18 protein-coding genes and 1 other annotated feature are annotated in these 26,999 nt (G+C 44.9%); of the genes, 3 read left to right on the forward strand and 15 right to left on the reverse strand.

Going from position 1 to position 26,999, the window contains the following annotated elements; all coding sequences use genetic code 11:
* Positions 1 to 9 precede the first annotated feature (9 nt).
* Positions 10 to 930: an NAD(P)/FAD-dependent oxidoreductase gene (locus MKY28_RS12370; protein WP_076249951.1), complete on the reverse strand. Its 921-nt coding sequence runs from the start codon at positions 928 to 930 to the stop codon at positions 10 to 12.
* Between the two features lie 462 nt (positions 931 to 1,392).
* Between MKY28_RS12370 and cyoE the strand changes: the two genes are divergently transcribed.
* Positions 1,393 to 2,322, forward strand: a complete 930-nt coding sequence (gene cyoE / locus MKY28_RS12375; protein WP_036608378.1) for a heme o synthase — start codon at positions 1,393 to 1,395, stop codon at positions 2,320 to 2,322.
* A gap of 116 nt (positions 2,323 to 2,438) precedes the next feature.
* Here cyoE and MKY28_RS12380 read toward each other — a convergent pair whose 3' ends face one another.
* From MKY28_RS12380 to MKY28_RS12390, 3 genes are all read right to left on the reverse strand, one after another.
* Positions 2,439 to 4,208, reverse strand: coding sequence for an ABC transporter ATP-binding protein (locus tag MKY28_RS12380; protein ID WP_340936068.1), 1,770 nt, complete (start codon positions 4,206 to 4,208; stop codon positions 2,439 to 2,441).
* Entirely contained in the window at positions 4,205 to 5,950 is a 1,746-nt protein-coding gene (locus tag MKY28_RS12385) for an ABC transporter ATP-binding protein (RefSeq protein ID WP_340936069.1), read from the reverse strand. The genes MKY28_RS12380 and MKY28_RS12385 overlap by 4 nt, the downstream gene beginning before the upstream one ends.
* Positions 5,951 to 6,567: 617 nt before the next feature.
* Complete coding sequence (locus MKY28_RS12390; protein WP_340936070.1) at positions 6,568 to 7,803, reverse strand: MDR family MFS transporter; 1,236 nt, start codon at positions 7,801 to 7,803, stop codon at positions 6,568 to 6,570.
* A 367-nt stretch (positions 7,804 to 8,170) separates the two neighbouring features.
* Here MKY28_RS12390 and MKY28_RS12395 point away from each other — a divergent pair, with 367 nt between their 5' ends.
* Positions 8,171 to 9,937 (forward strand): ABC transporter substrate-binding protein, encoded by a 1,767-nt coding sequence (locus tag MKY28_RS12395; RefSeq protein WP_340936071.1) that lies wholly within the window; start codon positions 8,171 to 8,173, stop codon positions 9,935 to 9,937.
* A gap of 124 nt (positions 9,938 to 10,061) precedes the next feature.
* Here MKY28_RS12395 and MKY28_RS12400 read toward each other — a convergent pair whose 3' ends face one another.
* From MKY28_RS12400 to MKY28_RS12420, 5 genes are all read right to left on the reverse strand, one after another.
* A complete protein-coding gene (locus MKY28_RS12400; RefSeq protein ID WP_340936072.1) occupies positions 10,062 to 12,689 on the reverse strand; it encodes a PAS domain S-box protein in 2,628 nt (875 codons plus the stop codon).
* 267 nt (positions 12,690 to 12,956) lie between these two features.
* Positions 12,957 to 15,338 carry a polyprenyl synthetase family protein gene (locus tag MKY28_RS12405; protein WP_340029621.1) on the reverse strand — a complete coding sequence of 794 codons (2,382 nt, stop codon included), beginning with the start codon at positions 15,336 to 15,338 and terminating at the stop codon, positions 12,957 to 12,959.
* Positions 15,339 to 15,525: 187 nt separating this feature from the next.
* The gene (locus MKY28_RS12410; protein ID WP_101314010.1) at positions 15,526 to 16,323 is read right to left on the reverse strand and encodes a sulfite exporter TauE/SafE family protein; all 798 of its coding nucleotides are present in this window, start codon (positions 16,321 to 16,323) and stop codon (positions 15,526 to 15,528) included.
* 490 nt (positions 16,324 to 16,813) lie between these two features.
* Positions 16,814 to 17,569: an SDR family NAD(P)-dependent oxidoreductase gene (locus MKY28_RS12415; RefSeq protein WP_340029622.1), complete on the reverse strand. Its 756-nt coding sequence runs from the start codon at positions 17,567 to 17,569 to the stop codon at positions 16,814 to 16,816.
* Between the two features lie 324 nt (positions 17,570 to 17,893).
* On the reverse strand, positions 17,894 to 18,364 hold the full coding sequence (locus tag MKY28_RS12420) for a DUF6376 family protein (protein WP_133120472.1): 471 nt from the start codon (positions 18,362 to 18,364) through the stop codon (positions 17,894 to 17,896).
* Between the two features lie 141 nt (positions 18,365 to 18,505).
* Between MKY28_RS12420 and MKY28_RS12425 the strand changes: the two genes are divergently transcribed.
* Complete coding sequence (locus MKY28_RS12425; RefSeq protein WP_339187693.1) at positions 18,506 to 19,474, forward strand: bile acid:sodium symporter family protein; 969 nt, start codon at positions 18,506 to 18,508, stop codon at positions 19,472 to 19,474.
* Positions 19,475 to 19,737: 263 nt separating this feature from the next.
* Here MKY28_RS12425 and asd read toward each other — a convergent pair whose 3' ends face one another.
* The 6 genes from asd to MKY28_RS12455 all read right to left on the reverse strand — a co-directional run bounded on the left by asd (position 19,738) and on the right by MKY28_RS12455 (position 26,986).
* A complete protein-coding gene (gene asd / locus MKY28_RS12430) occupies positions 19,738 to 20,823 on the reverse strand; it encodes an aspartate-semialdehyde dehydrogenase (protein WP_017688716.1) in 1,086 nt (361 codons plus the stop codon).
* A 168-nt stretch (positions 20,824 to 20,991) separates the two neighbouring features.
* Positions 20,992 to 21,268: a binding site (T-box leader), on the reverse strand.
* A gap of 191 nt (positions 21,269 to 21,459) precedes the next feature.
* Positions 21,460 to 22,305: a class I SAM-dependent methyltransferase gene (locus MKY28_RS12435; protein ID WP_340936073.1), complete on the reverse strand. Its 846-nt coding sequence runs from the start codon at positions 22,303 to 22,305 to the stop codon at positions 21,460 to 21,462.
* A gap of 149 nt (positions 22,306 to 22,454) precedes the next feature.
* Positions 22,455 to 23,327: a UTP--glucose-1-phosphate uridylyltransferase GalU gene (galU, locus tag MKY28_RS12440; protein ID WP_340936074.1), complete on the reverse strand. Its 873-nt coding sequence runs from the start codon at positions 23,325 to 23,327 to the stop codon at positions 22,455 to 22,457.
* 57 nt (positions 23,328 to 23,384) lie between these two features.
* Complete coding sequence (locus MKY28_RS12445; RefSeq protein WP_340936075.1) at positions 23,385 to 23,777, reverse strand: GtrA family protein; 393 nt, start codon at positions 23,775 to 23,777, stop codon at positions 23,385 to 23,387.
* Positions 23,770 to 24,756, reverse strand: a complete 987-nt coding sequence (locus MKY28_RS12450; protein ID WP_076318019.1) for a glycosyltransferase family 2 protein — start codon at positions 24,754 to 24,756, stop codon at positions 23,770 to 23,772. The genes MKY28_RS12445 and MKY28_RS12450 overlap by 8 nt, the downstream gene beginning before the upstream one ends.
* Before the next feature lie 52 nt (positions 24,757 to 24,808).
* Positions 24,809 to 26,986, reverse strand: a complete 2,178-nt coding sequence (locus MKY28_RS12455) for a glycosyltransferase family 39 protein (protein ID WP_340937918.1) — start codon at positions 26,984 to 26,986, stop codon at positions 24,809 to 24,811.
* Between the last annotated feature and the right edge of the window lie 13 nt (positions 26,987 to 26,999).

Consider the following 26,999-nt stretch of genomic DNA (forward strand, 5'->3'; position numbering starts at 1 on the left):
TAATTTATTCTAATGATGACGTGGTTCATCCCACTTCTCGAAATTCAATTCATTATTAATGCTTACCGCAGACAATGCCCCCAGAGACGCAGCCGTGATTGCCTGATACATCTCGGATGCTGCATCACCAGCACTGTATACACCCGCTACGGATGTTTTGCCGGAAGCATCAACGATAACCGTTCCTGACTCTGTAATTTCACAGCCGATGGCCTTGGGCAGTTCTGATCCGGTAAACAGTTTCGGTTGGAAGAAAACTCCTGTGCATGGAATCGCTGTACCGTCATTCAGTACAACTTGCTGTACCATTCCTTCTTCAGAGTTAATGGATTGAATCGGTGCATCGAATACAGTAACATGATGCTGCTTCAGCTCTTCACGCTGCTCATCAGTTAAGGAATCTGATCCATTCGTACAGATCGTATAACGTTCTGTCCAGCCGGATATGACTTTTGCCATATGTAATGCCTTATCTCCACTAACGATGATGACCAGCGATTGGTCTCTTAACTCCCATCCATCACAATATGGACACACAAACGCACTTTTACCGTAAACCTCTGTTAATCCGTTAATATCCAAGGGAAGGTCTTTCTTACCTACCGCAAACAAAATCTTTTTCGTGCGATAACTTGCCCCCTGAGTAGTCTTAACTACAAAATCACCATCGCTACCTGTTATCGCTGTTGCCGTATCGGATGCAAATTGAACTGAGGGATAAGCTGCAATCTGTTCTTTGGCAGCTTTCCGGAATTCACGCGGACTTGCCCCATCTCTTGTCACAAACCCATGAGTCTCCCTTGTAACCCAGTTACGCGGTGTCTCATCATCAATGACCACAACGTTCTTGCGGGCCCTGCCGAGTACTAGGGCTGCATTAAGCCCCGCTGGTCCTCCACCAATAATAAGTACATCCAAGCGTTGATTCATATTACTCAAATTATTCACCCTTTCCAGACATTTAATATCTCTAATTGAGCTTTAAAAATAACCTCCGCTTTCTCTTAAGAAAGTAATATCGGAGATTTACAAGCACACATTCAAACATAACTATTAAAGATATCTTATGTCTACAATAAACAAAACCTAATCATTTTGCAACATATATCTTTAACTACTTTCTTCAATCCAGCCTGTGTGAGTTGAATAAAAGATTATTTACACTTACACTACAATGACAGAACAAACTTTAAATCACTGTTATACCCTGATTTTTTGATTCTCTCCTGTAACACAGAAATAATTATTTAACAATTAAAAAAAACCTTGTTTTTAAATTGTTCACAATCAAATGACATTATTTTAAATACTAAAACGTTAATTAAATCACATAGTGTATTGAATGGTATAATAGCGACATAATATATAAGTATAGATATAGGAAGTGAGTTCTTGAAAACATTGAACAATGGTTCACAGACCAATATCAGCCTGGAGTATAGCTCGATTCCGAAAGTATTCTTCGATACGATCAAAATCGGAATCATCAAGTCCAACCTGATCGCCATGTTTGCGGGTTTAAGTTTGGCTTTATATGTATTTGATGCTTCAATCTTAGCTAATATTGTACCAATCATCCTTTCCTTTATTGGGTCTTCTCTCATTATTGGAGCTGCAGGGGTGTTTAACAATCTGTATGATCGTGATATTGATGCGATCATGGAACGTACGAAGAAACGTCCTACCGTTACGGGACGCGTAGATACTAAGTCGGGTCTGATTCTCGGTATTGCAATCACCATCATCGGGGGCATCATGTTGTACATCGCTTCCCCATCCGCTGCTGTATTTGGTATTTTGGGTCTGTTGCTTTACGTGTTCCCTTACACGATGTGGACCAAACGTACAACGATCTACAACACGGAAGTGGGAAGTCTTTCGGGTGCTGTGCCTCCACTCATCGGTTGGGCAGCCATTTCACCGGAACTGGGTCATTTCGAGATCTGGGCATTGGTCGTTACGATGCTCTTATGGCAAATGCCTCACTTCTACGGGATTGCGATTCGTCGTTTTGACGAATACAAAGCTGCTGGTGTTCCGATGCTACCCGTTGTTAAAGGCATCAGACGGACATACATTCAGACAAACGTGTATCTGGTACTGTTACTGATCTCCAGCTTTTTATTCTGGCCGATGAGTCCATTTGTCGCTATTGTGGCATTTCTGGTTAGCTTGGCTTGGCTCATTCTCAGTGTGGCTACCTTTGACAAGAAAGAAACAGAGAAATGGTCCAAACGGATGTTTATCTTCTCCATTAACCATATCACTATTATCTTCCTGGTCATCATTGCGTATTCCTTGATTGCTCAGATGATGAGATAATAATATTCCATCTTTCCACTCGTTATAACGATAAAAAGCCTTACAGACTGTCCTCTTTCAAGGAGTCGTCTGTAAGGCTTTTTTGTTTTTTTATTATCTTTTCTAAATTTTTTAAGCTATCCAACTTTGGCGGGGGTTTGTTCCCCTTGCCACAGCAGCTGCATCTCTTCATTGGTGGCAAGCAATTCGGCCAAACTTCCCTCGGCTTCAATGCGTCCATCTTTCATCACGATAATGTGATCTGCTTTGGAAAGTGCTGCCCTGCGGTGAGAAACTGCAATGCAGGTGACATCCGGCTCTTGGAACAGCCCTTCCCATACTTGTTGTTCTGTCTCCACATCCAGTGCACTGGACAGGTCATCAAAGATAAACAGGTCCGCCTCCGTCATTAACATGCGTCCTGTGGCCGCGCGCTGAATCTGCCCGCCTGACAGCATCACCCCTCTGGGACCAACCGGGGTCTCAAGCCCCTGATCCAAATGTTTGATATCCTTCTCCATCACAGCCAGACGAATGGCTTTTTCAAGCGCTTGCTCGGTGTTCCCCTGTTTGCCTTGGACGATATTTTCTTTCAACGTATCACTGAACAGTCTTGGCACTTGCGGGGTATATGCGGCTCTAGGCGGCATCAGGAACGTGGCTGGATCAACAGCTTCTCGATTCCAGTGAATGTCCCCTTTTTGCTTGGGTAACAGTCCAAGAAGTGTTCGTACCAGCGTTGATTTACCTGATCCAATCCGTCCTGTAATAACAAGAAATTGTCCACGTTCCAGTCGGAAACTGATCTCTTCTATGCCATTTGCAGAATTCGGATATTGATAAGTCAGCTTATTCACCTCAAGAGATTGCAACTTCTCCTTAGGGTCCCTCTGTTCACTTACAAGCTCCGGGGGATCTTCATACAGATAGATTTCCCTCGAATCCATGATCTGGTCTTCTTCCCCTGGGCGGAATAGCTTACGCATACGATCATAGGATACCTTGAGCCTTTTGTGCTGAAACACCATATAACCAAACAGTGAAATGCTAAATCCGATATTGGCCAGATAACTGGTGAATAAGGCAAAATCACCTACGGTAAAGTTCCCTGCTTTCATCTCAGCTGCACACATCAGTAGAATCAATCCAGTACAGATACTTAGAACATGCTGATTCATCGATCTCATCCACTGCTTGAACAGATTGTCTCGAAGTGCAGCCTGGCGACGATCTTCATTCAACTGGTTGAAACGTGAAGAGACATTCTCTTCGGCCTGACCCAGTTTCAGGGCTTGCACGGCTCCAAACGTTTCCGCAATAAAACTGGTAATTCGCCCAGTCGCTTCACGATTAACCTGTGCATACTTCCGAGCCCGATTTCCGGACAGGTTGTTAAGTAAGGTAACGACCACCAATGGCAGCACAGCAACCAACGTGATCTGCCAATTAATGTTCGCCATAATGACGATGGACACAACAGCAAAAACAAGCCGTCCCCAGAAGTCTACCCATGATTCTACATACTCGACGACTTCATCCACATCATCCCGAAAACGACTCATCGCCTCCCCTGGTGAAGCCGGAAGATTACGTCCCGGCCAGCGCATGATTGCTGCGAGCATGTTGGTTCGCAAAATGGCCTGAACATGATACAGATACGTAACCCATGCATAGAAGGCTACAAAAAATGTGCCCACCCGTGCCATTCGGACCAAAGCAATAAAGATAAGCGGCACAGCAAGCCACATGTAGTCATTTGAACCCGCTGTTGTCCGATCAAAAAACCACTGCATCCCAATACCAATAGCTAACGGTAAGGAATGAAATATACACCATAACAATCCGTTGATTATAAACAACAAAGGCCTGAATCGAAACAAACGGCCTATAAATCCTGCTACAGTCATGCCAATTCCTCCTCTCGGCCTGTAATGAGCAGTCTGGCATAGTGAGATGCCGGGTTACTGGCAAGTTCTTCTCTCGCTCCAAACTCCAGTACCTTCCCATCACCTAGCACCATAATCCGGTCCACTTTCTCCAGTGTAGCCAGTCGGTGAGCAATGATGACTCCGGTGGATCGTTTCATTAACTGGTCAATTGCAGATTGCAGCATACCTTCGGTCGCGGCATCCAGACGTGACGACGGCTCATCCAGAATAACCAGACTCGGTTCGGTCAGGAATACGCGGGTTAGGGCAAATAACTGCGCTTCCCCTGCCGACAATGAAGCTCCACCTGCAGCCAGATACGTATTAAGTCCTTCTGGTTGTGAATTAATCCATTGGCTAAGTCCAAGGCGATCCGTCGTCTCCTTGATCATCTGATCCGATACATCCCCATTGAACAGGGTCAGATTGTCACGCAGCGTGCCATCAAACAGCTGTACATCCTGTGTCACCATACCCACCCGGCGATAGAGTGCTTGTAACGAAAGCTTTGTGATATCCGTTCCACCTACACGAATCGTACCCCGATCCAGATTATACAGCCGGAGAAGAACACGACTAAGACTCGATTTGCCGCTCCCTGTGCGACCGATGATTCCCAGACGTTCACCAGGCTTAATAGCAAAAGTAATGTCGTGCAATACCGGTTTATCCTGGTTATAACTGAAGTGCACCTGGCTGAATTCCAGACCAAGAGGTCCTTCCGGCAATTGCTCCTCTGTGCCTTCTTCAATCACACTTTGCATGGACAACAGCTCTCTGGAGCGCAGCATGCCTGATTTTGCTTTTTGAAACTCCTGCACCTGATCTCCAAGCATCTCAATCGGATCATTCAGCATCTGCGTATATTGATAGATCAGAAATAATGTTCCGATACTAATTAGACCTTCCATATAATAATGCACACCCAGCAAAAGCACCGCAGTGACCGCCAGAGCGAACAGGACTACTGTGGTATTCCACGGAATAACCCGTAGCAGCCAGGCTTTTCTCCCCTTACGGAATACCGTGCGCATCGTGCGGTAAAAGCGGTTCATCACATAGGGCAAATGACCATTTGCTTGCACATCTTCAATTCCGGCAATACGTTCTTCAATTAATCCGAACAGAGAGGCACTTGCCGCACGTTCATTTTTGGAAGAGTCCACGCCCAGATTTCGGATGAAGACCATGAATAGGATCGATAATAATGTGAAAACGGTCATAACCAAAGCAATAGGCACATTAACACTGAACATGAACCCGAGAATTCCGGCCAGCAGTACAAAACTCCCGATCACTTGCACAATAAACATTGCGAAAAAATTGGAGATACTCGTTACGTCACCATCCACACGTTCTATCATCTCTCCAGGTGTTTTCTCATTATGAAAACGCATATCGAGACGCAGACAGTGCTTCAGCAGATCTCCGCGCAGTTGATTCGTAGCCCGCCAGGCCACGTCATTCCCCAAATAACTGACCGCTACTGTGATGAGTTGATTAAACACGGCAACAACCAGAAATATTCCTGCAAGCTGAACAAGATTGGTGAGGACTCCCCCACTCGCTGCTGTATCAATAAATCGTTTGATAATCTGTGGATTTAGAAGCTGAAGCCCCGTTGATGTGAGCAACATGATCAAAAGTAAGGCCAGCCGTCCTTTAACTGGTTTTAGATAGCGCAGCAGCCAAGACATGGAGCGTTTCTCTGTTTTGGGCACAGGTCCCACCTCTTTATCGGTTTATTTACTTAAAATGAACTAAAGAACATTACATTGTAACTACGATGACAGAATAACCTTTCGATCGCTGTTACCCCCACTAGGATGAGTCATACATAATGACATTAAAATCGGGATTTCCCGCCCATAATTGATATGTAGAACAGATGTTGACCATTGTACATTCTCCTTTTTAACAAGTTAGTTTTTATAAATTAACGCTCCAAACGCTCCTTTCCATGTGAACAAATTGGGTGGAATGCATGCCAAAAAGCCATAGATGAACTAATGTTCATCTACAGCTTGTAGCCAAAAGAGATCGAATGAAATGCAAAGCATTTCCCGTATCTCCTCTGCATCGCAATAATGATGAGCGTCCACGACAGAGGTGCACAAACATGACTGTCCCAACGCGATCATTGCAAAAAAATTGGATTAATGTCACTATGCTCATGCGTATTCAGTTATCGATTCGAAATCTGTATAGGCATAAACATAATCATCATCCCACCCGTTTCACATATTTGTTGTTTATTGTATTCGCTGGACTAACATCTGTCAAGATAATTTTAACTGAATTGTTATTTAATTCATGCCATTAAACTTTTCAATTCTCGCTACATACTTAATGATCTAGGCTCTGTTTGTTTTTCTCTAACAACAAGACGTCTGTGTGCTATCAGAAGAAAAGGTACTCCCAGGGCAGTCGTCAGTGCAATCGGTAGAAAGACAGCGAGCCCATTCTCCGCTCCAAATTGACTTAACAACACCCCTCCCATGACAGGAGCAATGACACTACCGATATTATTGAAGCCGATAGTCCCGAAATACGTCCCTTTCCATTCCGGCTTCGCAATCCTGTCAATGAGCATATCCATCATGGTGAACAATAACACTTCCCCAATCGTAAATAGTATGACACTTATCATCATCATGAGTACACCTTCAGCGATTCCAACCATCATCAGACTGGTTGCAACTAGCAGGTTACCCACAATCAGAGGAACAAGCGGTGGGAAGTTTCGGAAGGTTCTCACAAGAGGATACTGAATAATCAGTACCGTCACGGCATTCAGGGACAGCATATACGAGAACATCTGGCTTCCATTCTCAAAGATTGGGCTTCTCGCCAAGTACTGTGCCAACGTAGAACTGAAGTGTCCGTAACCCAGCACACAGAATGTGGTACCAATCAATACCGGCAGAAATACCCGGTCGCGACCAGTGGTCATAAGTGCTTCACGCAAACGTGGTGCAGTTGCCTGATGACGCTCTGGCAGATTGGCATGCTGTAGCTTGAATTGCAGAAATAACACAAATCCATAGGCTATGTATACCAAGCCGGAAATCACAAACGGAAACGTCGATTCAGATGATCCCAGCTGAAATCCGATAATTGGCCCAAAGACCACACCGAGATTAATTGCAGCATATCTGAGGTTAAACACCAGCAATTTGTTCTGCGGAGAAGTAATATCCGATAACAGCGCTCTGGAGGTGGGCTCAAATACTGCGCGGCATAATCCGTTTAACGTATTGGCAACAAAGAACACCCATAGATGCTCTGCTGCTGAAAAAATAAAAAACACACCTGCCCAGCTAAATACTGAGATTAACATCACGATTTTGCGCCCGATCCGGTCCGAAATATAACCTCCATAAAAGCTGACCATGACACCTGCCAGCGAGCTAACAGCCACAGTAACACCGGTCTGGGTCGGTGTAGCATCTAGCACACGTGTCAGATAGATGGATAGAAACGGGATACTCATTGACGTCACAAGACGTCCAAACATGGTTCCGATAATGATCGTCCATGCCAAGGGGTGAATTTGCCTTAAATATTGCTTCATGCGAACTTCTCCTATTCTTTCTAAATGCTTCAAAAGTGAACTTTTTGAACTACCTCTTCTAATACGTGTTCAAAAAGTTCGGTTTTCAGTACCGAGAAGATGGGATGAAGCTAGAAATGGAGTAGCGGAGCGTAGGGAAAACTACGTGAGCAACTGCAATGTTTCCAAAGGAAACATACTTCGTAAGCCCCCACTCATTTCGGCTGAATTCCATATTCGATGCTGATGATGCCTTTAGGCATCTTTCGTAATCAAAAGCGGACTTTTTGAACAACTTCTACTAATGTATAATTGTAAGGATAAAAGGGGGAAGTAAAAGTGTAAACATATGATCACACTTTTCACCTTTAATAGAGGAGTCATGACCATGGATACCCTGCATACACACTTTATAAGGCTCGCCGGCGCTGAACAACTTTCATTCAAACTTCATGAACCTGTAGCGGTAACGATCGATAGCCTGTCCGCTGCCTTGTGCTGCACCCCTCGTAATGTGAAATTCATTCTCAGAAAATTGGAGGAACAAGGCTTTATCCATTGGCAGCCTGGGCGTGGTCGTGGACATCATTCGGAGTTAACGATGCTGCGTAGCATGAATGAAGCGTTGGAAGCGAGTTTTACCGAGCTTTTGAGTAAAGGCAAAATGAAAGATGCCATTGAACTCATCGGAACCGTTCAGATGGATGATACATTGCGAGAACAGCTCATGCTCTCCCTTCATCAACAGATGGGATTTCACGGCCACGATGAAACTGCCTCTGGTCAGGATATCCTGCGCATCATGAGGTCACGCCAGTTAGGTGGTTTGGACCCAGCCTTTGTTTATACTGCATTTGAAACCTACCTATTAAGCCAGGTCTGTAATACATTGATCACTTATGATGCCAAGACAGAATCATTCCTGCCAGCACTGGCGCACATGTGGGAGTGCAGCGAGGACCATCGCTTATGGACCTTTTATCTCAGGAAAGGTGTACGTTTCCACAACGGACGTATCATGACGTCCCGGGATGTGCAAGCGACATTGCAACGATTGATTGATGCACATAGTCCCTCCATCTGGTTATATCGGGATATCGAACGTGCGGAAGTAGCTGGCGATTACTGCATCAAGTTTGTTCTACATCGTCCTAATCGGTTTTTCTTGCATCTGTTCAGTTGTATTCGGATGACAATCCTGCCCTACGATTACAATGTAGCCAAGACATTAATTGGGACTGGTCCTTTTCAGATCTCTGATCTGAATGAAGATGTGCTGGAGCTTACCGCTTTTGATGCGTACTACGGCATCCGGCCACATCTGGATCAAGTCCATTTCTGGTTTGTGCCTGACCTGAGTCCAAATGATCGCTATTATGAGCTACCCGGTACAGATCGATTGAGTCTCGCAACAGGCTGTGATCAGACGAACAGCATCAATTATCCGGCGCTGGGTTGTCAGTATATGCTGTTCAATTTTCACAAGGAAGGCATCCATCATCATCCCCTATTTCGACAAGCCCTGCGTATCGTCTATGATTCGGTCGCGCTTGTCCGAGATCTCGGCGGGAATCGGATCACACCGGCCAGCAGCTTTCTGCCTTGGAGAAGTGCAGCCCAAGACTGGACCGCTGCCTCTCTTGAGCATGCTCGTGAATTACTGCATAACTGTGGGTACCAGGGTGAGACGGTAACATTATCCTATAAGCATAATAAGGATGCAGACGTTGCAGAGTGGTTTCAGTGTCGTGCGCAGTCCATCGGAATGAACATCAGCATGCAGGCCGTTGTGGATTATTTCAACTCAGACGAAACCACAAACGCACAATTGATTCTGGCTGAAGAGATACTGGAGGAAGATTGGCAGTACGGCATAATTCATTTTTTCAAAAACCTGTCCAACCATTTTCATATGTGTATGTCTCCTGCATTCCAGTCTCTACTGGATGACAAACTGGATCATTTTGCAAAGCTTCATCGGGCAGACCGTACTGCGCTCCTGGATGAAGCTGAAGCCTTGCTACGTGATCACTGCTGGATCTTGCATGGCTGTCACATGAACAAGCAGGCTGAACTGGATCAGAGCATCTTTGGCATGCAGATCGCAGAATTCGGATATATGGACATCTCCAAACTGTGGATCAAAAATCCTTAGGGATTTGTCCTTAGTCGCATCTGTGGGATGCAGGATGGAGGACAGAATCATGGAACAGCAAAAAAAGCTGCTAGCCTATTTTAAGCTAGCGGCTTTTTTGCTCATGAATCCATTTTTAGCGTGCTCAGAGATTATTTTTGATGTAATAGCTCTCCAATGCTTGCATAATGGACTCGATTTTAATCGGTTTGCTGACATACGCATCCATGCCTGCCTTCAAGCAGTTTTCCATGTCTCCTCTTACGGCATTTGCAGTTACCGCAATAATGAATGGACAACTCTCGGGGTGCAAAGCATTTTTAATCATTTTTGTCGCTTCGAATCCATTAAGTCTTGGCATATGCACATCCATGAAGACAATATCATATGAAGTGTGTTTGACCGCCTCGACTGCCTCAACACCGTCCGCCACATGATCCACGAAGTGCCCTTTTTTCTCAACGATTCTGCTAAGGACGAGTTGATTCACCTCATTGTCTTCTGCAATTAAAATCCGTAAGGCTGATGTTCTGCTCTTCTTCTGCTGTTGATCCAACCTGTTGCTCTCTTCACCGTTATTTAATTTAAATTGGGCGGTAAATATAAATATTGTACCCGGTTCATCCGATTCCTCGATCCAGATCTCACCCTGCATAAGCTCCACCAGTTTCTTGCTAATGGCAAGGCCAAGACCGGTACCTTGAGGTTTGCGGGTCATAAAATTCTCCAGTTGGTAGAAAGGTTCAAATAACTGTTGTTTCCTCTCAGCCGGAATGCCAATGCCCGAATCTTTTACCTGAAAATATAGCTGCACGGTATTACCGCACTGCTCCTTAACTCCCACTTTAACTTCCACGCCGCCTTCTGAAGTGAATTTGACCGCGTTGCCAATGATATTGGTAAGTACCTGTTTAAGACGATAAGCATCACCATACACCGGAGTTGGAATAACATCTTCTACGCACATACGAACATCCAACTTCTTTTCACGAGCGAGTGGTTTTACGATTTGCACCGTCTCGGTCACGATCTCTACGAGATCAAAAGGATCTTCTACCAGATCGGTTTTGCCTGATTCGATTTTGGAAAAATCAAGAATATCATTAATGATGGCCAGCAAGGAATCTCCACTCTTCTGGATGATTTCAATATATTCCTTTTGTTCCCCGCTAAGTCCAGGAGTATCCAAAAGCAAATCCGTCATCCCAATTACACCGTTCATAGGTGTGCGGATTTCATGACTCATCATCGCCAAAAATTCACTTTTTGCCTTATTCATTCTCTCCGCTGTCTCTTTGGCTACCAGCAGTTTTTTCTGCTCCGTAATATCCTTCGCAATCAGGTAAAACCCGACATTGGATGTATTAATAATGATTGGAGCAAGCGTAGCCAAGACTTCTGTCTCAGATCCATTCGTGTGCCGAACAGCGTTGATCTCCTTTTCAGCCATCTCATAGTTACTGCCCAGAATCAGACCCAGATTACTGGCTCCGATAAATCTGCTTATGCTTGTACCGATCATTTCAGCCACGGGACAACCCGTCATTTTCACCGCTACTGGATTTGCATTCATAATATTACCATCCATGTTAAACGAGATAATGGCGTCATGATTGTATTTCTTAAGCGAAGTGTATCGCTCCACAGATTCCTGCAATTTAAATTCGATGCGCTTGCGTTCAGTGATATCCTGTAGTGTTCCGTTCAGCTGAACTGGCTGACCATGCTCATCAAGCGTAATTAATCCACGCAAGTGAAGATACTTCTCATTTCCATCAGAGCTGATGTGTTTGTATTCAAAATCGAGCGGTTCACCCTGTTTTCCCCCTGCAATATGTTTTTGTAAAGAGGTTATATCTTCGGCATCCATAACATCAAAAACATCACTTATCCGATATGGTTTGCAGGTGCGTTCAAGTTCAAAAATCTCAAAGATCTGATCTGAAAATGTAATATGGTCTAAGACCATATCCCATTCCCAACTACCAATCAAGGCGATACGTTCAGCCTCTGCACTGATATCCTTTTGTTTTTTTCGCTCTGATATATCTCGTCCAATTGTAAAAATCTGCTGTTCATGCTCTGCATCACCAAAGACCTTGTATGTGGTTTCAAACCAAAGATAATGCCCGTCTTTATGGCGGACTCTAATATTCAACAGATTACCTTTAGTCAAATCCATCTGTGAGATCCGTTCCAGATCTTGTGGGTGAAAGGAATCATTATTGTTTTGGCCAATGACTTCTTCCGGGGAATAACCTAATATTTGTTGGACTGACGGTGAGCAGAACCGACAAACTCCCTCTGAATCGGCAATATAGATGATCTCCTGAGCATGATCCGTAATAAGTTTAAACATTTCTTCACGATGGAGAAGTTTTTGTTCAGACAGTTTACGATTGGAAATATCAACAATATGGCAAACGGAATAAAGAGGTTCATCCGTAATTTCGTTTCGAACCAAGGAAACATGTATTGAACACCATAAGATGTCACCATTTTTATTAATGTAACGTTTTTCGTATTGATTTTCTTTTGATTTACCTTCAAATAGCTCATAACTACAGATCATATCTTGTGAGAAATCATCCGGATGTGTAATATCCTGATACGTGAGATCCATTAATTCATCACTTGTATAACCTAGCATACAGCAAAAAGCAGGGTTCACTTTCATCCATTGCCCTGTTGGAGCAACGAGTGCAATCCCAATAGGCGCTTGGTTATAGATCTGCTCGAACAATTCATGATGATCGACCTTTTGAACCTGCATTGTAAGTTCTCCTTTGGCATAGACTCCATGTAAAGTTTGTCGAAATCTAAAATTTTTACTGATATAAGATGTTCTATAAAAATTAGTCAGTTTTAAAACAACAGTACCTGCTTAATACCCAGAATTTCAACCGTTGAAACAAATCTTTTTAAGAGATTTGTGTCTTTAAATCAAACAAGGCCCGGAATCCATCCACATGGAATCCCGAACTTTGTCATTATATATCATAATAAGTCATACGCAACACGGAATCGTTAGTTATATGAATTAGCGCTCGCGACCAACAAGATAATCCAATAGATGTCTCAGGAAGGTGATAGGCTTGGGCATCTCGTTCAATGCATCTGTAGCAAGACAATAATGCTCCCACATCGCTTTCTTCGCGCCTTCATCACCCAGAATAGACACAAAGGTTGAATTGTTGTTCCGCACATCCTGACCTGCAGGTTTCCCAAGAATAAGGTAATTTCCCTCGAAATCTAGCAAGTCGTCCTTGATCTGGAAGGCGATCCCCGCATGATAAGCAAACTTTTTCAGTGCAGCCATCTCCGGTTCCTTCACTTGAGCAAGTATCGCTGGCATAACCAGGGCAGCTTCGAAGGCAATGCCTGTTTTGTAAAAACAGATCATGTTCAACTGCTCCAGCGTCAATGCCTTGCCTTTGGAATTCAGATCCATGGCCTGCCCCATACACATATCCTCTGCTTTTTCAGCCGAATACTGGATGAGTCTGAGCACGGTCGCCGCATCAAAACGATCCAATGAGGATTGCTCTCCAATCGCCTTCTGGATAAGAAATAGACCGGTTAGCTCTGCTGTGGCACTATTGTGTACCTGGTGCAGCGTGGAACGTCCACGTCTTGTCGAAGCATTATCCTGCGTAGGCAGATCATCAAAGATCAGGGAAGCGGTATGCATGTACTCCAGCGATCTTAGCAGCGGAACGATGGATGACTCAGGTAGACCATACTCGCGCACGCCCATAACCCAAGTTAATATCGGACGTAGCCTTTTTCCGTCTCCCTGCAAGCTGTAATTGGCCGCATCGATCAGCGTTTCTTTCATCTCATGAAGGCCAACGGGCTTCGCAATCTGCAACTCCACATTAATCTGTTCGCGAACCGTTCGAATGGTCTGTTTGAACTCCTCTTTTTCCTGCTTGTCATTTTTCAATTGAAGCACAACCTGATCCCGTAACAATTTATCAAGGAAATCAACGTCATCTGCTTTTCGCACCATCTGTTGAACCAGTTGATTGAATTCAGGCTGCCCAGAGGCAAAGATCGTCATCACTTCATCATATTTTTGCTGCCCCAACCGTTCTTTACAACGCTTCAGCCCGTTAATGGCACGATCCAGTATGACCTCACGGGTCTTGGCATCCGAGTTGTAAACATCATGGATTAGATGAGAGATGACTGCCCAATACAATTCATATGGATTAATCAAATCGGGACGCAAATCTCGATACTTCAAATAGTACGTATACGGAGTTACTGCCCCTTCTTCCATATCGTCAAACATATCGGCAAAATCATCTGCCAACTGATTATATATCCCGTAATAGAACGTCCGCAGATCAAATCCTTCATCCACCGGTGCACTGAGAACAGACCGGACGATTAATCGGGAAGAAGAAGATTTGATAATAATCGGAATGTACAATTCTTCATTGCTATAATTCGCATTGGCTAATTTCTTGTTGCGATCAATCTCCTGAGACTGAAAAAACACATAGGATTGCTCTAAAAACGTGCGCTGTTTCTCTGGATGCTGGTAGTTCTTGATGTACTCAAATGCTTCCCGAAGCTCGGAATGTACATATTCAATTACTTCAAGATTGCTGCCTTTCCACTCTCCCAGATCAGGTACGACCCCGGTAAGAAGTGCATCACGTATCATCAGGGAATATTGTTCTTTTTCCTGAACAGTCAATGCTTGAGAATCCAGCAGATCATCCACAAATGGATACGTCAAACCGTACGAATAACCAAGTCGAATCGCCGCATCAAATCTCTGGGCACGTTCTTCAGGTGGTGTCTGCTCATTCATCTCATCGTCCACATGAAGGACCACGCCGAGAATGATCTTGATGAGCTTCCGTTGCGCCTGCTCTGCATCCAGCTCCTTCGGGATGTTGGATGCTACATTCTTTAATTTGTTCATCACCCAGATGACAGCCGTTTCAATGTGCTCCTTCTGTCCCCACCGGTACAACGCAGCCAGACTGATATAATCGGGCTGTCCTTTGCGCCCAGTGGCAGAGCTCATAAAGTATTTTTTAGTATTCTGGACAACGTTCTGAATTCGGGCCTGCGTACCCGGAGAATCAAGGGCTTGCCCCAGATCTCGCATATAAATATAGGAGATACTCCGATCCAGGTAATCATCCAGCTTTCCTGTAGTATTCAGCCAGTGGATATATCTATGAACATCCCGAGGATCCGGTTTTCTTTTGCTAGGTGATAAAAGAGAAAGCCAGGCAAAACGATGAATATGTTTCTTTTGCCATACATGAATATCTTGGGTAAGTGCTGTGGTATACGTATTATCCATAAGTTGCTGCCTAAGAGAAGTAAAATACTGAGATGCTTTCTGCTCAGCTAGCCGATATCCTGCATCAGCCTGTTCTGTAAGTACGTTATTCATAGGGTGGATACCTCAAATTCTATTAATGTTAAACATGTATCCATGAAAGGAGATGAGGTGCTCCATGGACGAAAACTGAACTCATTTGATCGTGTATCCAACGCTTCAGCTCATGTTCATAACCTTTATACGGCGATCCAACCGTTTGGTTACGAAATCGTCATTGTTCATTTCTACATACGTGATTTTACAGAATGGAAGACCAGACTTTGACCGCTGTGATGGCGATAAGTACGATTAATGCATATCGAAGTACCCTCACATTGATCATTGAACTAACCCGTGAACCAAGGGATGCTCCAAGCAGACTGCCGATCACCGTATAGATGATGGGTTCCATCGGAATGTCTCCACCCGTAATTTTCCCTATAACGCCGCCGATTGCGGAGATAAATACAATCGCCAGTGAAGAAGCAATCGTCGTTCGTACGGGGATATTGAGAATCGTCAGCATGATAGGAATAAGGATAAAGGCACCACCCGCACCAACAATTCCTGATACAATACCTACTGCAAAAGCCGTGCCTGCTGCAATCCATCGGTTAAACACCAGTGGAGCTGAGGTATCAAGCTTTCCCTTTCCGGGAATCAGCATAAGCACAATCGCCATGATCGCCAGAATGCCATAGATCAGATTAATAATCCTTCCGTCCAGATGACCGGATATGAACCCGCCGATCAGACTGCCAGCAAGAATGCTGGAGCCCATGTACAGCACCAATCCGCGGTGAACGATCGCCCCACCACTTCTACCCGTTTTTACTTTTCTCCGGAATGCAATCACACCAGCAAGTGAAGCGAAAAACACTTGAAACATACTAATCGACGATACCTGATGTGCTGAGAACGGCTCCAATCCCACCCAGGATGGAACATATAACAGTAGCGGATAATTGATAATGGCCCCACCAATACCCAACAAACCGGAGAAGAATGAACCGACCAGACCCAGTATAAACATGATGACAAAAAGCAGAAGATCCATCGGTTATGCGCTTCCTTTCGTGCAATATAAATCTCATTTCGATATCACTCAAAAGTGCTATACACAGCGAATATTATCCGTTATAATAAAAACCAAGTAAATTAATCCGAAATGAGTGATTAAGCATGTTTAACGTGTTGAAGACTCTTTTTGAAAATAAATGTCCACAGTGCAATGAAAAATTACAAGTTCATAACGATGCGTTATGTTCAACCAAAACTTGTTCTCAATGTCATTACAAAGAAGAGAGTTATGGCTCTCTCGGAGTTCGAATTGTATATGACACACCACAAAATGATAAAAAGATACAACCTTGTTAATTGTATCACGATCTCTGAAATTTCGGGATGATTCGACAAACTTATTTCCATCTCATATGCCATGATTACTTTATAATGAAAATACAAAAACGGTGCAAAACGAATTAATCGTTCTGCACCGTTTTTTTTCTGTTTTTTCGAGATGAGTTCTCTTAATTTTAGAAGGTTATTTATTTGGTTTTGAAGCTGAGGAATCCATCATCTACGGCTACAGTTGTACCATTAACTGCACTGGCTGCATCACTGAACAGGAATGTAACCACACTGGCTACTTTCTCCGGTTGAATGAGCTCTCCACGCATATGTTGAGTAGCAAGCGCATCCTTCATGGCTTGGTCATCACCCAGAATCGGTGTTTCGATAAAGCCAGGTGCTACACCAACTACACGAATTCCATGCTCAGCTAGTTCCAATGCACCGGATTTGGACATCATAACAACAGCAGCCTTGGCTGCGTTGTAGTTGAAGCTACCTACTGCAGCAACACTTCCATAGATCGAAGCTGTATTTACAATAGTACCTTGTACATTTAATTCAACCATTTTTTTCGCGCCATAATACATACCGTAGTATACACTGTGCTGATCTACATCAATGACTCTGTGATAGGATTCCGGGTCCATCTCCAGAAATGGCTTCACAAGTCCAATACCTGCGTTATTGAAAATACCGCTTAACGTACCATATTGCTCTACGGTCCAGTCGATCAGGACTTTGATCTCGTCTCCTTTGGATACATCCACTTTGTACGCGCCCGCTGTTCCGCCTGCTGCTTCAATCTCTGCCGCAAGCTTCTTCGCTCCGTCTTCATTATAGTCAGCGACAACAATAGTCGCACCTTGATCCGAAAGTTGAAGTGCTGTTTCTTTACCAATACCACTGGCTCCACCTGTAATAATGATTACTTTTCCATTGTGTTGAGTCATGACTCAGCTCTCCTTTGGCAAAATATATTTAGGCACAATTCATAACTTATAGTAAGTAACTATGTTTTATTAACTTATATACTTATCATACGCCTCTGTCCCAATCTTGTCAAACCATAGATCATCTTCACATAAATAAGAGATAAATGTCATATACATCTCCTATTTACATGATATAGTCTAGCTCCTGTGATATTAAATATGCACCGGTTTCGGAAAATAAAAAAAGCGAGCATAACGGTAATTCAATCATTCCGATATCTCGCCCTTCTCAAGTATTCGATTCCAAACTGGATTGTCTTAATGTGGTAAGATCAATTCAATTTATTCACCCTGAAGTCCGCTAAGCGGATCTTTCAAATTATTGATGTTGGTGATCAGTTCAGGAATGCCTGTCTTCTCCCAATTTTCTGCCGTAAAACCTTGTTCTGCAATTGTATTCTCGAAATTGTCCACGACTTCTGTTAATTGTGTATTGTAACTAACCAGATTTTCATGAATACTCTCTCCTATTGCAGGAGCAGTCAACTGAGAAAATTCACTTGCTTCTGCTTGGATCAGATCGATTTTCTCCTGAATCTGCGTTGTAATCTCCGGATTATTCACCGCACCCGATGCGAGCTCTTGCAGATCAGCCCCGGCGTTTGATACCTGTTCTATATAATCAGTAGCCCCACTCACATAATTTAAACTTTGATTAGCTTGTTCCACGACAGAACAGGCCGAAATCAAAAGAATACTTGATGCAATAAGGCCTGTCATCATTAATGTGTTCTTTCTTTTTCTTATAAACATGATCATCTCCCCTTCTCCTAATCGGAATCCTTGTTCCAAGTCCATAATACTTGTTCAGACTACTTCATTGCAAATGGGTCTGCAGCCAACGTTATTAACATGTATAATAGTAAAATCACACGGTAAAGGGATGTCATGATTATGCTTCAAGCTTTGAACCAACGCTTGAACCGCATCATGCCACTGATTACCCCAATCAGCATTATTATTGGCGTGTTATGCGGGAGTTTTCTTTCTTCTTATACCTTTTTATCCCCTTGGCTTTTTGCGTTCATGACGTTCGCTGGAAGTATCAGTCTTGGGATACGGGATTTTGTGAACGTGCTGAAGAAGCCGTTCCCCCTGTTTGTATGTCTATTTATTTTGCATTTGGCAATGCCTTTAATTGCTCTCGGTATGGGTCATCTGATTTTCCCTACAGATGCTTACACCATAACGGGCCTTGTTCTGGCAGCCGTGATTCCGACAGGAATAAGCAGCTTCATCTGGGTCAGTATTTATCGGGGCAATATCGCACTTACGCTATCCATCATCCTGATTGATACCATGCTTGCTCCTTTTGTAGTGCCCGGGGTGTTATCCCTGTTAATCGGAACCAGTGTCACACTGGACACAGCAGCCATGATGAGCAGTCTGTTCTGGATGATTGTTGTACCATCCCTGCTCGGTATGCTGCTGAATGAGTGGACCAAAGGCGCCATTGTCCCGGTCTGGGGACCAAGGTTGAACCCGTTATCCAAATTGTTCATGGCATCAGTCGTTGCGATTAACGGATCTGTCGTTGCGCCCTACTTGGCTGATTTCAACTGGAAGTTGGCTGGTCTTGCGGTCATCATTATTTTCCTGGCGTCATTCGGTTATGCGCTAAGTTACTTCATCGCCCGATTGCTAGGCTGGAACGAGGCCGATCAGGTCGCTCTGGTGTTCAATGGAGGCATGCGTAATATCAGCGCAGGCGCAGTACTCGCTGTTTCGTATTTTCCGCCACCTGTTGCTGTCCCGGTTGTGCTTGGCATGGTATTCCAGCAGATGCTCGCTTCCCTGACAGGTTATCTGCTCGGTCGTCGCTCTCAGCTTCTGCAAAAGTCGGATAAGACATCCGCTGCCTAACAAAATATTGGATGTAAAAAAAACGCCGAGAAGATTGTCGGCGTTTTGATTTGTGTTGCTATTATTACTATTATTGCTACGATACTGCTACGTTTCGTAAACCTAGTAATTTGTTTGTGAAAACATTGCTGTTAAACCTGTAGCTACGATAAGAATGTAGATTTACCAATGCTTGTCCACAATAGAAAAAACCATCAACGAGTGATGGTTTTCATCTGTTCATTCTTTTCAGAAATCTGTTGCTGCTCATGATGCCTTTGCACTTATTTCGGTTGAATATATCCTTCAGCTTTTAGCAGTTCTGCAATCAGAACCGCACCACCTGCCGCTCCGCGGAGCGTGTTGTGGGACAATCCAACGAATTTGTAATCGTAGAGTGAGTCTTCGCGCAGTCGGCCTGTGGAGACACCCATTCCGCGTTCGATGTCACGATCCAGTTTTGTCTGTGGTCTGTTTTCTTCTTCAAAATACGTAATGAATTGTTTCGGTGCACTTGGCAGAGCCAGTTCCTGCGGACGACCTTTGAACTGCAACCAACGCTCCAAAATTTCGTCTTTACTTGGTTTTTTCTCGAAGTTTACAAACACGGTCGCCAGATGTCCATCCGTTACCGGTACACGAATACATTGGGTTGTAATTAATGGAGCCGATGCTTTGACGATCTCATTATTTTCGATGCTACCCCAGATTCGTAGTGGTTCCTGCTCACTCTTCTCTTCTTCGCCACCGATGTATGGAATGACATTATCAAGCATATCAGGCCAGTCCGTAAAGTTTTTACCTGCTCCGGAGATTGCTTGATACGTGGAAGCCACGACCTGAGTCGGGTTGAACTCACGCAAGGCGTGCAGTGCAGGCACATAGCTCTGAATCGAGCAGTTTGGTTTTACAGCAATGAATCCGGTTTTTGTACCCAGACGTTTGCGTTGAGCTTCAATAACATCCAGATGTCCCGGGTTAATCTCAGGGATTACCATTGGTACATCTGCTGTCCAGCGGTGAGCCGAGTTATTGGACACGACAGGTGTGCCTGTTCTAGCGTAAGCTTCTTCGAGCGCTTGAATTTCATTCTTTTTCATATCAACCGCGCAGAAAATAAAATCAACCTGGCTGGCAAAAGCCTCAACCTGGGAAGCATCCTGAACAACGATTTTTTTCACAGCTTCCGGAATAGGAACTGCGAGTTTCCATCTGCCTTGTACGGATTCTTCATATGTTTTACCTGCCGAATTGGCGCTTGCAGAAATAGCTGTTACTTCAAACCATGGATGTTGATCGAGCAGGTCCACAAAACGCTGACCCACCATTCCCGTTCCTCCGACGATACCAACTTTCAATTTTGCTGACATTTAATCATCATTTCCTTTCGGTTTAAGTGATTCTTCTCTTCAAATCAATTTCATAACTCACCAAAACGTATTATGAAATTGACTTCCTAATTAACACTATTCAGGCAATTCCAAAGCGTGTAGTCACACCCCGGAAAAACCAAAAAATCCCATCCCCAAGACAATAGTCTCAGGGACGAGATTGAACTCTCGTGGTACCACCCAGATTCGCCAATATGTCACCATATCCGCCTCTTCAAGTAAAGGTTTACAACCATGTTGCTAGCTGTAGACCGTTCATACTCTAGCTCTGTAACAGGAGCTCCTGTCACACCATCCCTTAACGCTAAGTTCCGATGTGCTGCTCTGAGTCTTTATTCAATAAAAAGTTCTTTACTCCTTTTCAGCTGCCGGAGCTCTCTTTGAAAGAATGATTTTTATCTACTCGTCTCTTCGTCGCATTTGATATTGCGATTATAATATCAAAATTACTGTGATGAAGTAAACACATTTTTTTAGATCATGGAATTTATATGTTTCCAGCGGAGCTGAACCATTCAATTACCGCAAGAAAAATTTCAGCTACATGCGGTCAATCTTCTGTGATAGCACGTCGATAGACATCTTTATTATAACATACTACAAATGGCTATTTCCTTACTGCTTTTTGGCAACCATCGCATACGTTCCCAGTGGGCTCCGGGGCCCCGAGGCATGATGTGTCTTAAGTAATTTCAGTTCGGAAAGAAGAAGTGTCTTTACTTTGTCCGGGATCGGAAGCATTTTCAGTTCCACAGGCGCTTCTGCCAGTGTCATTTCGGTTTCCCAGCGACCGTCCTGCAGCTCAGGAGAATGGATCGAAGTCTCTTCCTTAATCGTCCAGCCTGCCGCAGAGACAAGCTCTTGGATATCCTCCGGTGTAAAAAGCGTGCGCACATTGGAGAAGCTGTTCTCCTTGTAACATTCGACCTGAGACTGAATCAGAACGGATAACCAATGGGAGAGCTGGCTCACATCTGTAACTCGGGCATCCCATTCTGCAAAACATAACTGATATCCCCACGTCCTAACCTTGCTAAGAATCTGGGCGAGTTCGTCAAACGATTTCAAGTACCAAGAACAATGGGAAAGTACAATAACATCAAACTCATTCTCGGCGAATTGAGTCTGATCACTCAGAATATCAAAATCATAATCCATTCGAATTCGATCACCCAGTGGAGATCTCCGCAGCTTGGCTGCCGCTTCGCCTACGGTCAGCGGTGTACCATAATCCTCCGGTGCAATATCTACACCATGAACGTACCCGTGCTCCCCCACCAGATGTGCAAGCACGGCCGTTGTATCTCCCTGACCACACCCGATTTCCAGAACCCGGCTGCCTTCCTGTATCCCCCAAAAGAGTCCCAGTTTCATCCGATGCTCGGTCTGAATGTACTGAATGGCGGCGTTGTCCTCCACGTCCATATACTTAATAAGGTCCCTGATGATAGATTCATTCATGATTCCTCACTCCTCAAAGAGCAACCTAAACTTCTTGCTAATTGTAGCGTTACTGGAATAATTGTACAACACTAGAGTCTATGACAGAACCATGGCACGGAGGAGAACTCGTCCTATAGCAGATCTAAACCTCTGCTACATATCAATTCCTATGCCCACTGAGTTGCAAGCTTCTGAAGATAGGGTGTCAGCATGGGCTGTAATTCCTTACGCAACAGTCCGATCTCCAAGATCACCTGAATATATCCGAATTGATCACCTATATCGTAGCGACGCCCCTCCAGTTCAAGGGCCAACAGTTCCTCCACCTGACTTACTTCTTTCAAGGCATCCGTTAACTGATATTCCCCTCCAGCACCTCTCTCGATCTGATCCAGGATTGGAAAGATGGAAGGTTTCAGAATGTATCGTCCCATTACAGCTGTTCGGGATGGCGCTTCTGCAAGGGAAGGTTTTTCGACCAGATTGGTGACTCGGTGAACCCGGTCCTCTGCACCATTCGAATCAATAATGCCATATTTGCTCACATTTGCCGCGTCTACCTGACGAACACCAATGATCTGGTTGCCTGTCTTTTCATAGAGATGGACCATCTGAGCAAGTGCAGGTGGATCAGACACCATTATGTCATCTCCCAGCAGTACAGCGAAGGCATCATCCCCTACAAATTGCCGTGCACACCCAATGGCATGCCCCAGACCCAGTGGTTCCTTTTGACGAATAAAATGAATATTTGCCATCTCGCTGATGGCCTGCACCTCTTCCAGTAAAGACTGTTTGCCTTTGGCATATAAAGAGTGTTCAAGTTCAACCGATTTATCAAAATGGTCCTCTATGGATTTTTTGTTGCGTCCAGTCACAATGAGGATATTCTCAATGCCTGATTGCACTGCTTCTTCAACAATGTATTGGATGGCCGGTTTGTCTACAATCGGTAACATCTCTTTGGGCTGTGCTTTGGTCGCTGGCAGGAAACGGGTTCCGAGACCCGCTGCCGGAATAACTGCTTTTTTAATTCGCATATCATCATACACTCCTTTCATTTGCTTCTTATAACCAATATTGCACGCTGTGGGCAGCTAAGTAGCGATACGAAACACCCAATATCTGCTGGCCATATAGTTCAGAACCATCCCCATCAAGGTCGCCAGGATCTTGCTCATCACGAGACTCCAACCCAGCATATCGTGCAAAGTCATCAGAATGAGGGTAGATAACGCGAGAACGATGAGATTGGTGATTAGAAAACGAATAAGTTTTGCTCTATCGCCACCTCCTCGTGCCGTATCTCGAAAAGTCCACCTGCCGTTCAGCCAATAACTGTTCGCAACACCGCAGCTGTACGAGATTACTTGAGCCATCAGAACCGGTACACCGACCACTGCAAGCAAAGCAAACACCACCGCATCCACTGTCGTATTTGCAACACCCACAATACCGAACTTGAAAAGTGTCACCAGACGCTTAGTCATGATGAGCAACTCGGGCTGTCAATCGGGATTGCGCTTGCTGGCCCTCGGCCTGCACCACATCTCTCACAATGTATAGCGGACGCGCCTTGGTCTCATCATAGATGCGGCCCACGTACTCGCCCAGAATGCCCAGCATGATCAGGATGAATCCGTTAAACATCAGCATGATACTCACAATGGATGGCCATCCCTTAATTGTTGAATCTGTAAAGATGGCCGAAACAATAACCGTTAACATATAGATGAATCCGCCAACCGACAGGATCGCACCTACATAACCTGCGAGCTTGAGCGGTTTATACGAAAATGAAGTAATGCCATCCAGGCTAAGCTTCAGCATGCGTTTCAGCGGATACTTTGTTTCGCCTGCCAGACGTTCATCGCGTTCATATTCAATAGCAGTCTGACGAAATCCGACCCAACTGACTAACCCGCGCACAAACCGGTTTTTCTCCGGAAGACGTTTCATCTCATCACATACCTTGCGATCAATCAGGCGAAAATCTCCAGTATCAACCGGGATATCCGTATCCGTTGAAGCACGAAGGACACGATAGAACAGACTTGCCGACCATTTCTTGAAGCGAGTTTCACCGCTTCGTCTGGTGCGACGGGCATATACGACTTCATAGCCCTCTTTCCATTTGGCGATCATATCCAGTATCAGTTCGGGAGGGTCCTGCAGATCCGCATCAATAATAACCACCGCATCCCCCACTGCATAATCCATACCAGCTGTTATCGCAATCTGATGTCCGAAGTTACGGGCAAAATCTATCAGCTTCACACTCTCGTCCCAACGGGCGTAATCACGGATCATCTGTGCACTTTGATCCACGCTGCCATCATTAACAAACAACAGTTCATAACTCTCTCCTGTGCTGCCCATGACCTTCTTCAGACGCCGATAAGTCTCCTCGATCACCGCTTCCTCGTTATACATGGGAATAATAATGCTGTACCGGTACGCGTGAGCCATGTTTGTCCCCTCCCTTTTCCAATGGACTTCGTTCGAGATTTTTTATTTCAGTTTATAATTTCACTTCGTACAAGGTGGTCTGTCCGCCAAATCCGAATCCGAATCCAAGTCCAAGTCCAAGTCCAGCTTCATTCTCCGTGTCACCGTTATCCATGGATCCGCTGTCTGTGCCTGTCTTCCATTCTGACGTTGGAATTTCGGTTCCGTGCTCTTTGATCCAATCGCTAATATCCGAGTTCCCTCCGCGGCCACCCATGCCACCAACCATGAAGTATTTCACTTGCCCGCTCTTGACGAGTTGCTCAAGTTCCTCTGTTGTGTACACCGGGTCTGAGCCGGAGAAACCTCCAAGTGTAATGACCGCTGCTCTTTCATCGATGATATAAGGTGCTGCCTGATTATAGTCCGTAGTGGCAAAGAGATACGTTTCGCCTGTATTGTGCTCTTTCAGATAATTCAGTGTGGCTGTATCCACTTCTTCGTTACGGTTACCCATTCCGCCACGGCCACCCATTGTAGGCATTTCTGTGTCTCCTGCACCGTTACCCATCGGCATGCCCATTCCTGCTCCACCAAACATACCATTGGAACCGGTGGGCCCTGCTGCCGGAATCATGCTGTTACCACCATAAGTAATAGGGGTGAATGCCCAGTAGATTGGACCGATCAGCATCACCATGAATCCTGCGATAATGAAGCCCTGTTTCCATCGATGTGTACGATGAAGCATAACGACCAGGATGACCGTGACCAGAATGCCTGCGATCAATTCACTAATGGACCAGCCTGCACCAATCGTATCGTTATACACCTGCATGATATACCAGCCGAACAGAGTCGTCAGCAGCACGGACACCGGAAGCAACCATGCCTGCCAGCCATTGCGATCACGATATGATTTCCACATCGCTACAAATCCTGCGCCAGTCAGCGCCGCAATTGGAGGTGCAAGCATAATCAGATAATATTGATGGAAGAAACCTGCCACACTGAAAAAGGCAGCAACGGGAAGCAGCCAGGCCAGCCAGAACAAGGCCTCCTTGTGCTTGTTAGTTATATTTCTCCGTCTTAATCCTGCAAATAGGGCAATGCACCCAAGCAGCACAACTGGCAACAGCCAGCTAGCTTGGCCTGACAGTTCAGTCTGGAACAGACGCAGAGGACCTTTTTCCCCCGTACCAAACATTCCGCCCATGCCTCCGCCGAAATTTCTTCCATTTGGCATTTCCATATCATTTGGCATCTGCCCGTTCGGGAAATTGCCATTCTGCCCATTCATGCTGCCCATGGTGTTCAAGCCGTTCGAACCACTCATATTATCGTTATCCGGTGCATTGACATCTTGCCCAACGCCAGGAACATCACTGCCTGTCTGATTAGGGCCTGAAGTCGAGTCTCCTCGATTGCCACGATTATCTCCCTGTCCCATACCATTTGGCATAGCTGCGTTACCTGCAGTATTCTGCTGACCCGTTAGGCGAGCCAGACCATTGTATCCAAAGGCGAGTTCCATGACCGAGTTTGTTTCACTGCTACCGATATAAGGCCGCTCGTCTTCGGGGATAGAATCCACAGTGACCGCCCAGGATAAGGAAACCACCGCCAGAATCGCCGTGCTGCCGATCAGCAGGATGATCTTCCTTCTCCATTTCGCCTGAAATGCGAGCAGATAGAACAAGTAAAAAGCCGGGAGAATCATGTAGGCTTGAAGCATTTTCATATTAAAGGCTACGCCTATTAACCCAAAAGCAACCAGAATGCGCCAAGTACTGCCTTGTTTGCTGCCTTTGAACAAAAACCATGAACTCAGCAATAGTGTAAACACCAGCATGCTGTCAATATTGTTGGTCCGGCTGACTGCCGCCACGACAGGCACAGTTGCCATCGCAAGTGCCGAGATTCGTGCTGCTGCAAGACCATATGTAGGTTTCATCATGAAATAGATCAGGAGCACCGAACCGATTCCCGCTAATACCTGCGGCAAAATAACGCTCCATCCATGCAGTCCAAAGACATAGGCAAAGGCCGTCTGAATCCAGAAGACAACAGGTGGTTTATCTACAGTGACCGAGCCTGCCGAGTCGAGTGAAGCATAGAAAAAGTTGTGGAAGTTGCTGAGCATACTCCCAACGGCAGTCGTATAATAGGAATTGGCATATTGATCGTTCCAGATACCGTACCCATTCAGAAATGCCGCCAGTAATACAATCGGCAGAAGGACAAGATCCATCCTTCTCTTGGTA

The organism is Paenibacillus sp. FSL R5-0473, from assembly GCF_038004565.1.
In the GTDB taxonomy this organism is placed as follows: Bacteria; Bacillota; Bacilli; order Paenibacillales; family Paenibacillaceae; genus Paenibacillus; species Paenibacillus amylolyticus.

Bases quoted from the DNA above. Each gene is read 5' to 3' on its own strand.
- MKY28_RS12400 (WP_340936072.1), bottom strand. From the start codon at position 12,689: ATGCAGGTTCAAAAGGTCGATCATCATGAATTGTTCGAGCAGATCTAT.
- galU (WP_340936074.1), bottom strand. From the start codon at position 23,327: ATGCGAATTAAAAAAGCAGTTATTCCGGCAGCGGGTCTCGGAACCCGT.
- MKY28_RS12455 (WP_340937918.1), bottom strand. From the start codon at position 26,986: ATGGATCTTGTCCTTCTGCCGATTGTATTACTGGCGGCATTTCTGAAT.
- MKY28_RS12420 (WP_133120472.1), bottom strand. From the start codon at position 18,364: ATGTTTATAAGAAAAAGAAAGAACACATTAATGATGACAGGCCTTATT.
- MKY28_RS12435 (WP_340936073.1), bottom strand. From the start codon at position 22,305: ATGAATGAATCTATCATCAGGGACCTTATTAAGTATATGGACGTGGAG.
- MKY28_RS12390 (WP_340936070.1), bottom strand. From the start codon at position 7,803: ATGAAGCAATATTTAAGGCAAATTCACCCCTTGGCATGGACGATCATT.
- MKY28_RS12450 (WP_076318019.1), bottom strand. From the start codon at position 24,756: ATGGCTCACGCGTACCGGTACAGCATTATTATTCCCATGTATAACGAG.
- MKY28_RS12415 (WP_340029622.1), bottom strand. From the start codon at position 17,569: ATGACTCAACACAATGGAAAAGTAATCATTATTACAGGTGGAGCCAGT.
- MKY28_RS12395 (WP_340936071.1), top strand. From the start codon at position 8,171: ATGGATACCCTGCATACACACTTTATAAGGCTCGCCGGCGCTGAACAA.
- MKY28_RS12445 (WP_340936075.1), bottom strand. From the start codon at position 23,777: ATGACTAAGCGTCTGGTGACACTTTTCAAGTTCGGTATTGTGGGTGTT.
- MKY28_RS12405 (WP_340029621.1), bottom strand. From the start codon at position 15,338: ATGAATAACGTACTTACAGAACAGGCTGATGCAGGATATCGGCTAGCT.
- MKY28_RS12425 (WP_339187693.1), top strand. From the start codon at position 18,506: ATGCTTCAAGCTTTGAACCAACGCTTGAACCGCATCATGCCACTGATT.
- MKY28_RS12370 (WP_076249951.1), bottom strand. From the start codon at position 930: ATGAATCAACGCTTGGATGTACTTATTATTGGTGGAGGACCAGCGGGG.
- asd (WP_017688716.1), bottom strand. From the start codon at position 20,823: ATGTCAGCAAAATTGAAAGTTGGTATCGTCGGAGGAACGGGAATGGTG.
- MKY28_RS12380 (WP_340936068.1), bottom strand. From the start codon at position 4,208: ATGACTGTAGCAGGATTTATAGGCCGTTTGTTTCGATTCAGGCCTTTG.
- MKY28_RS12410 (WP_101314010.1), bottom strand. From the start codon at position 16,323: ATGGATCTTCTGCTTTTTGTCATCATGTTTATACTGGGTCTGGTCGGT.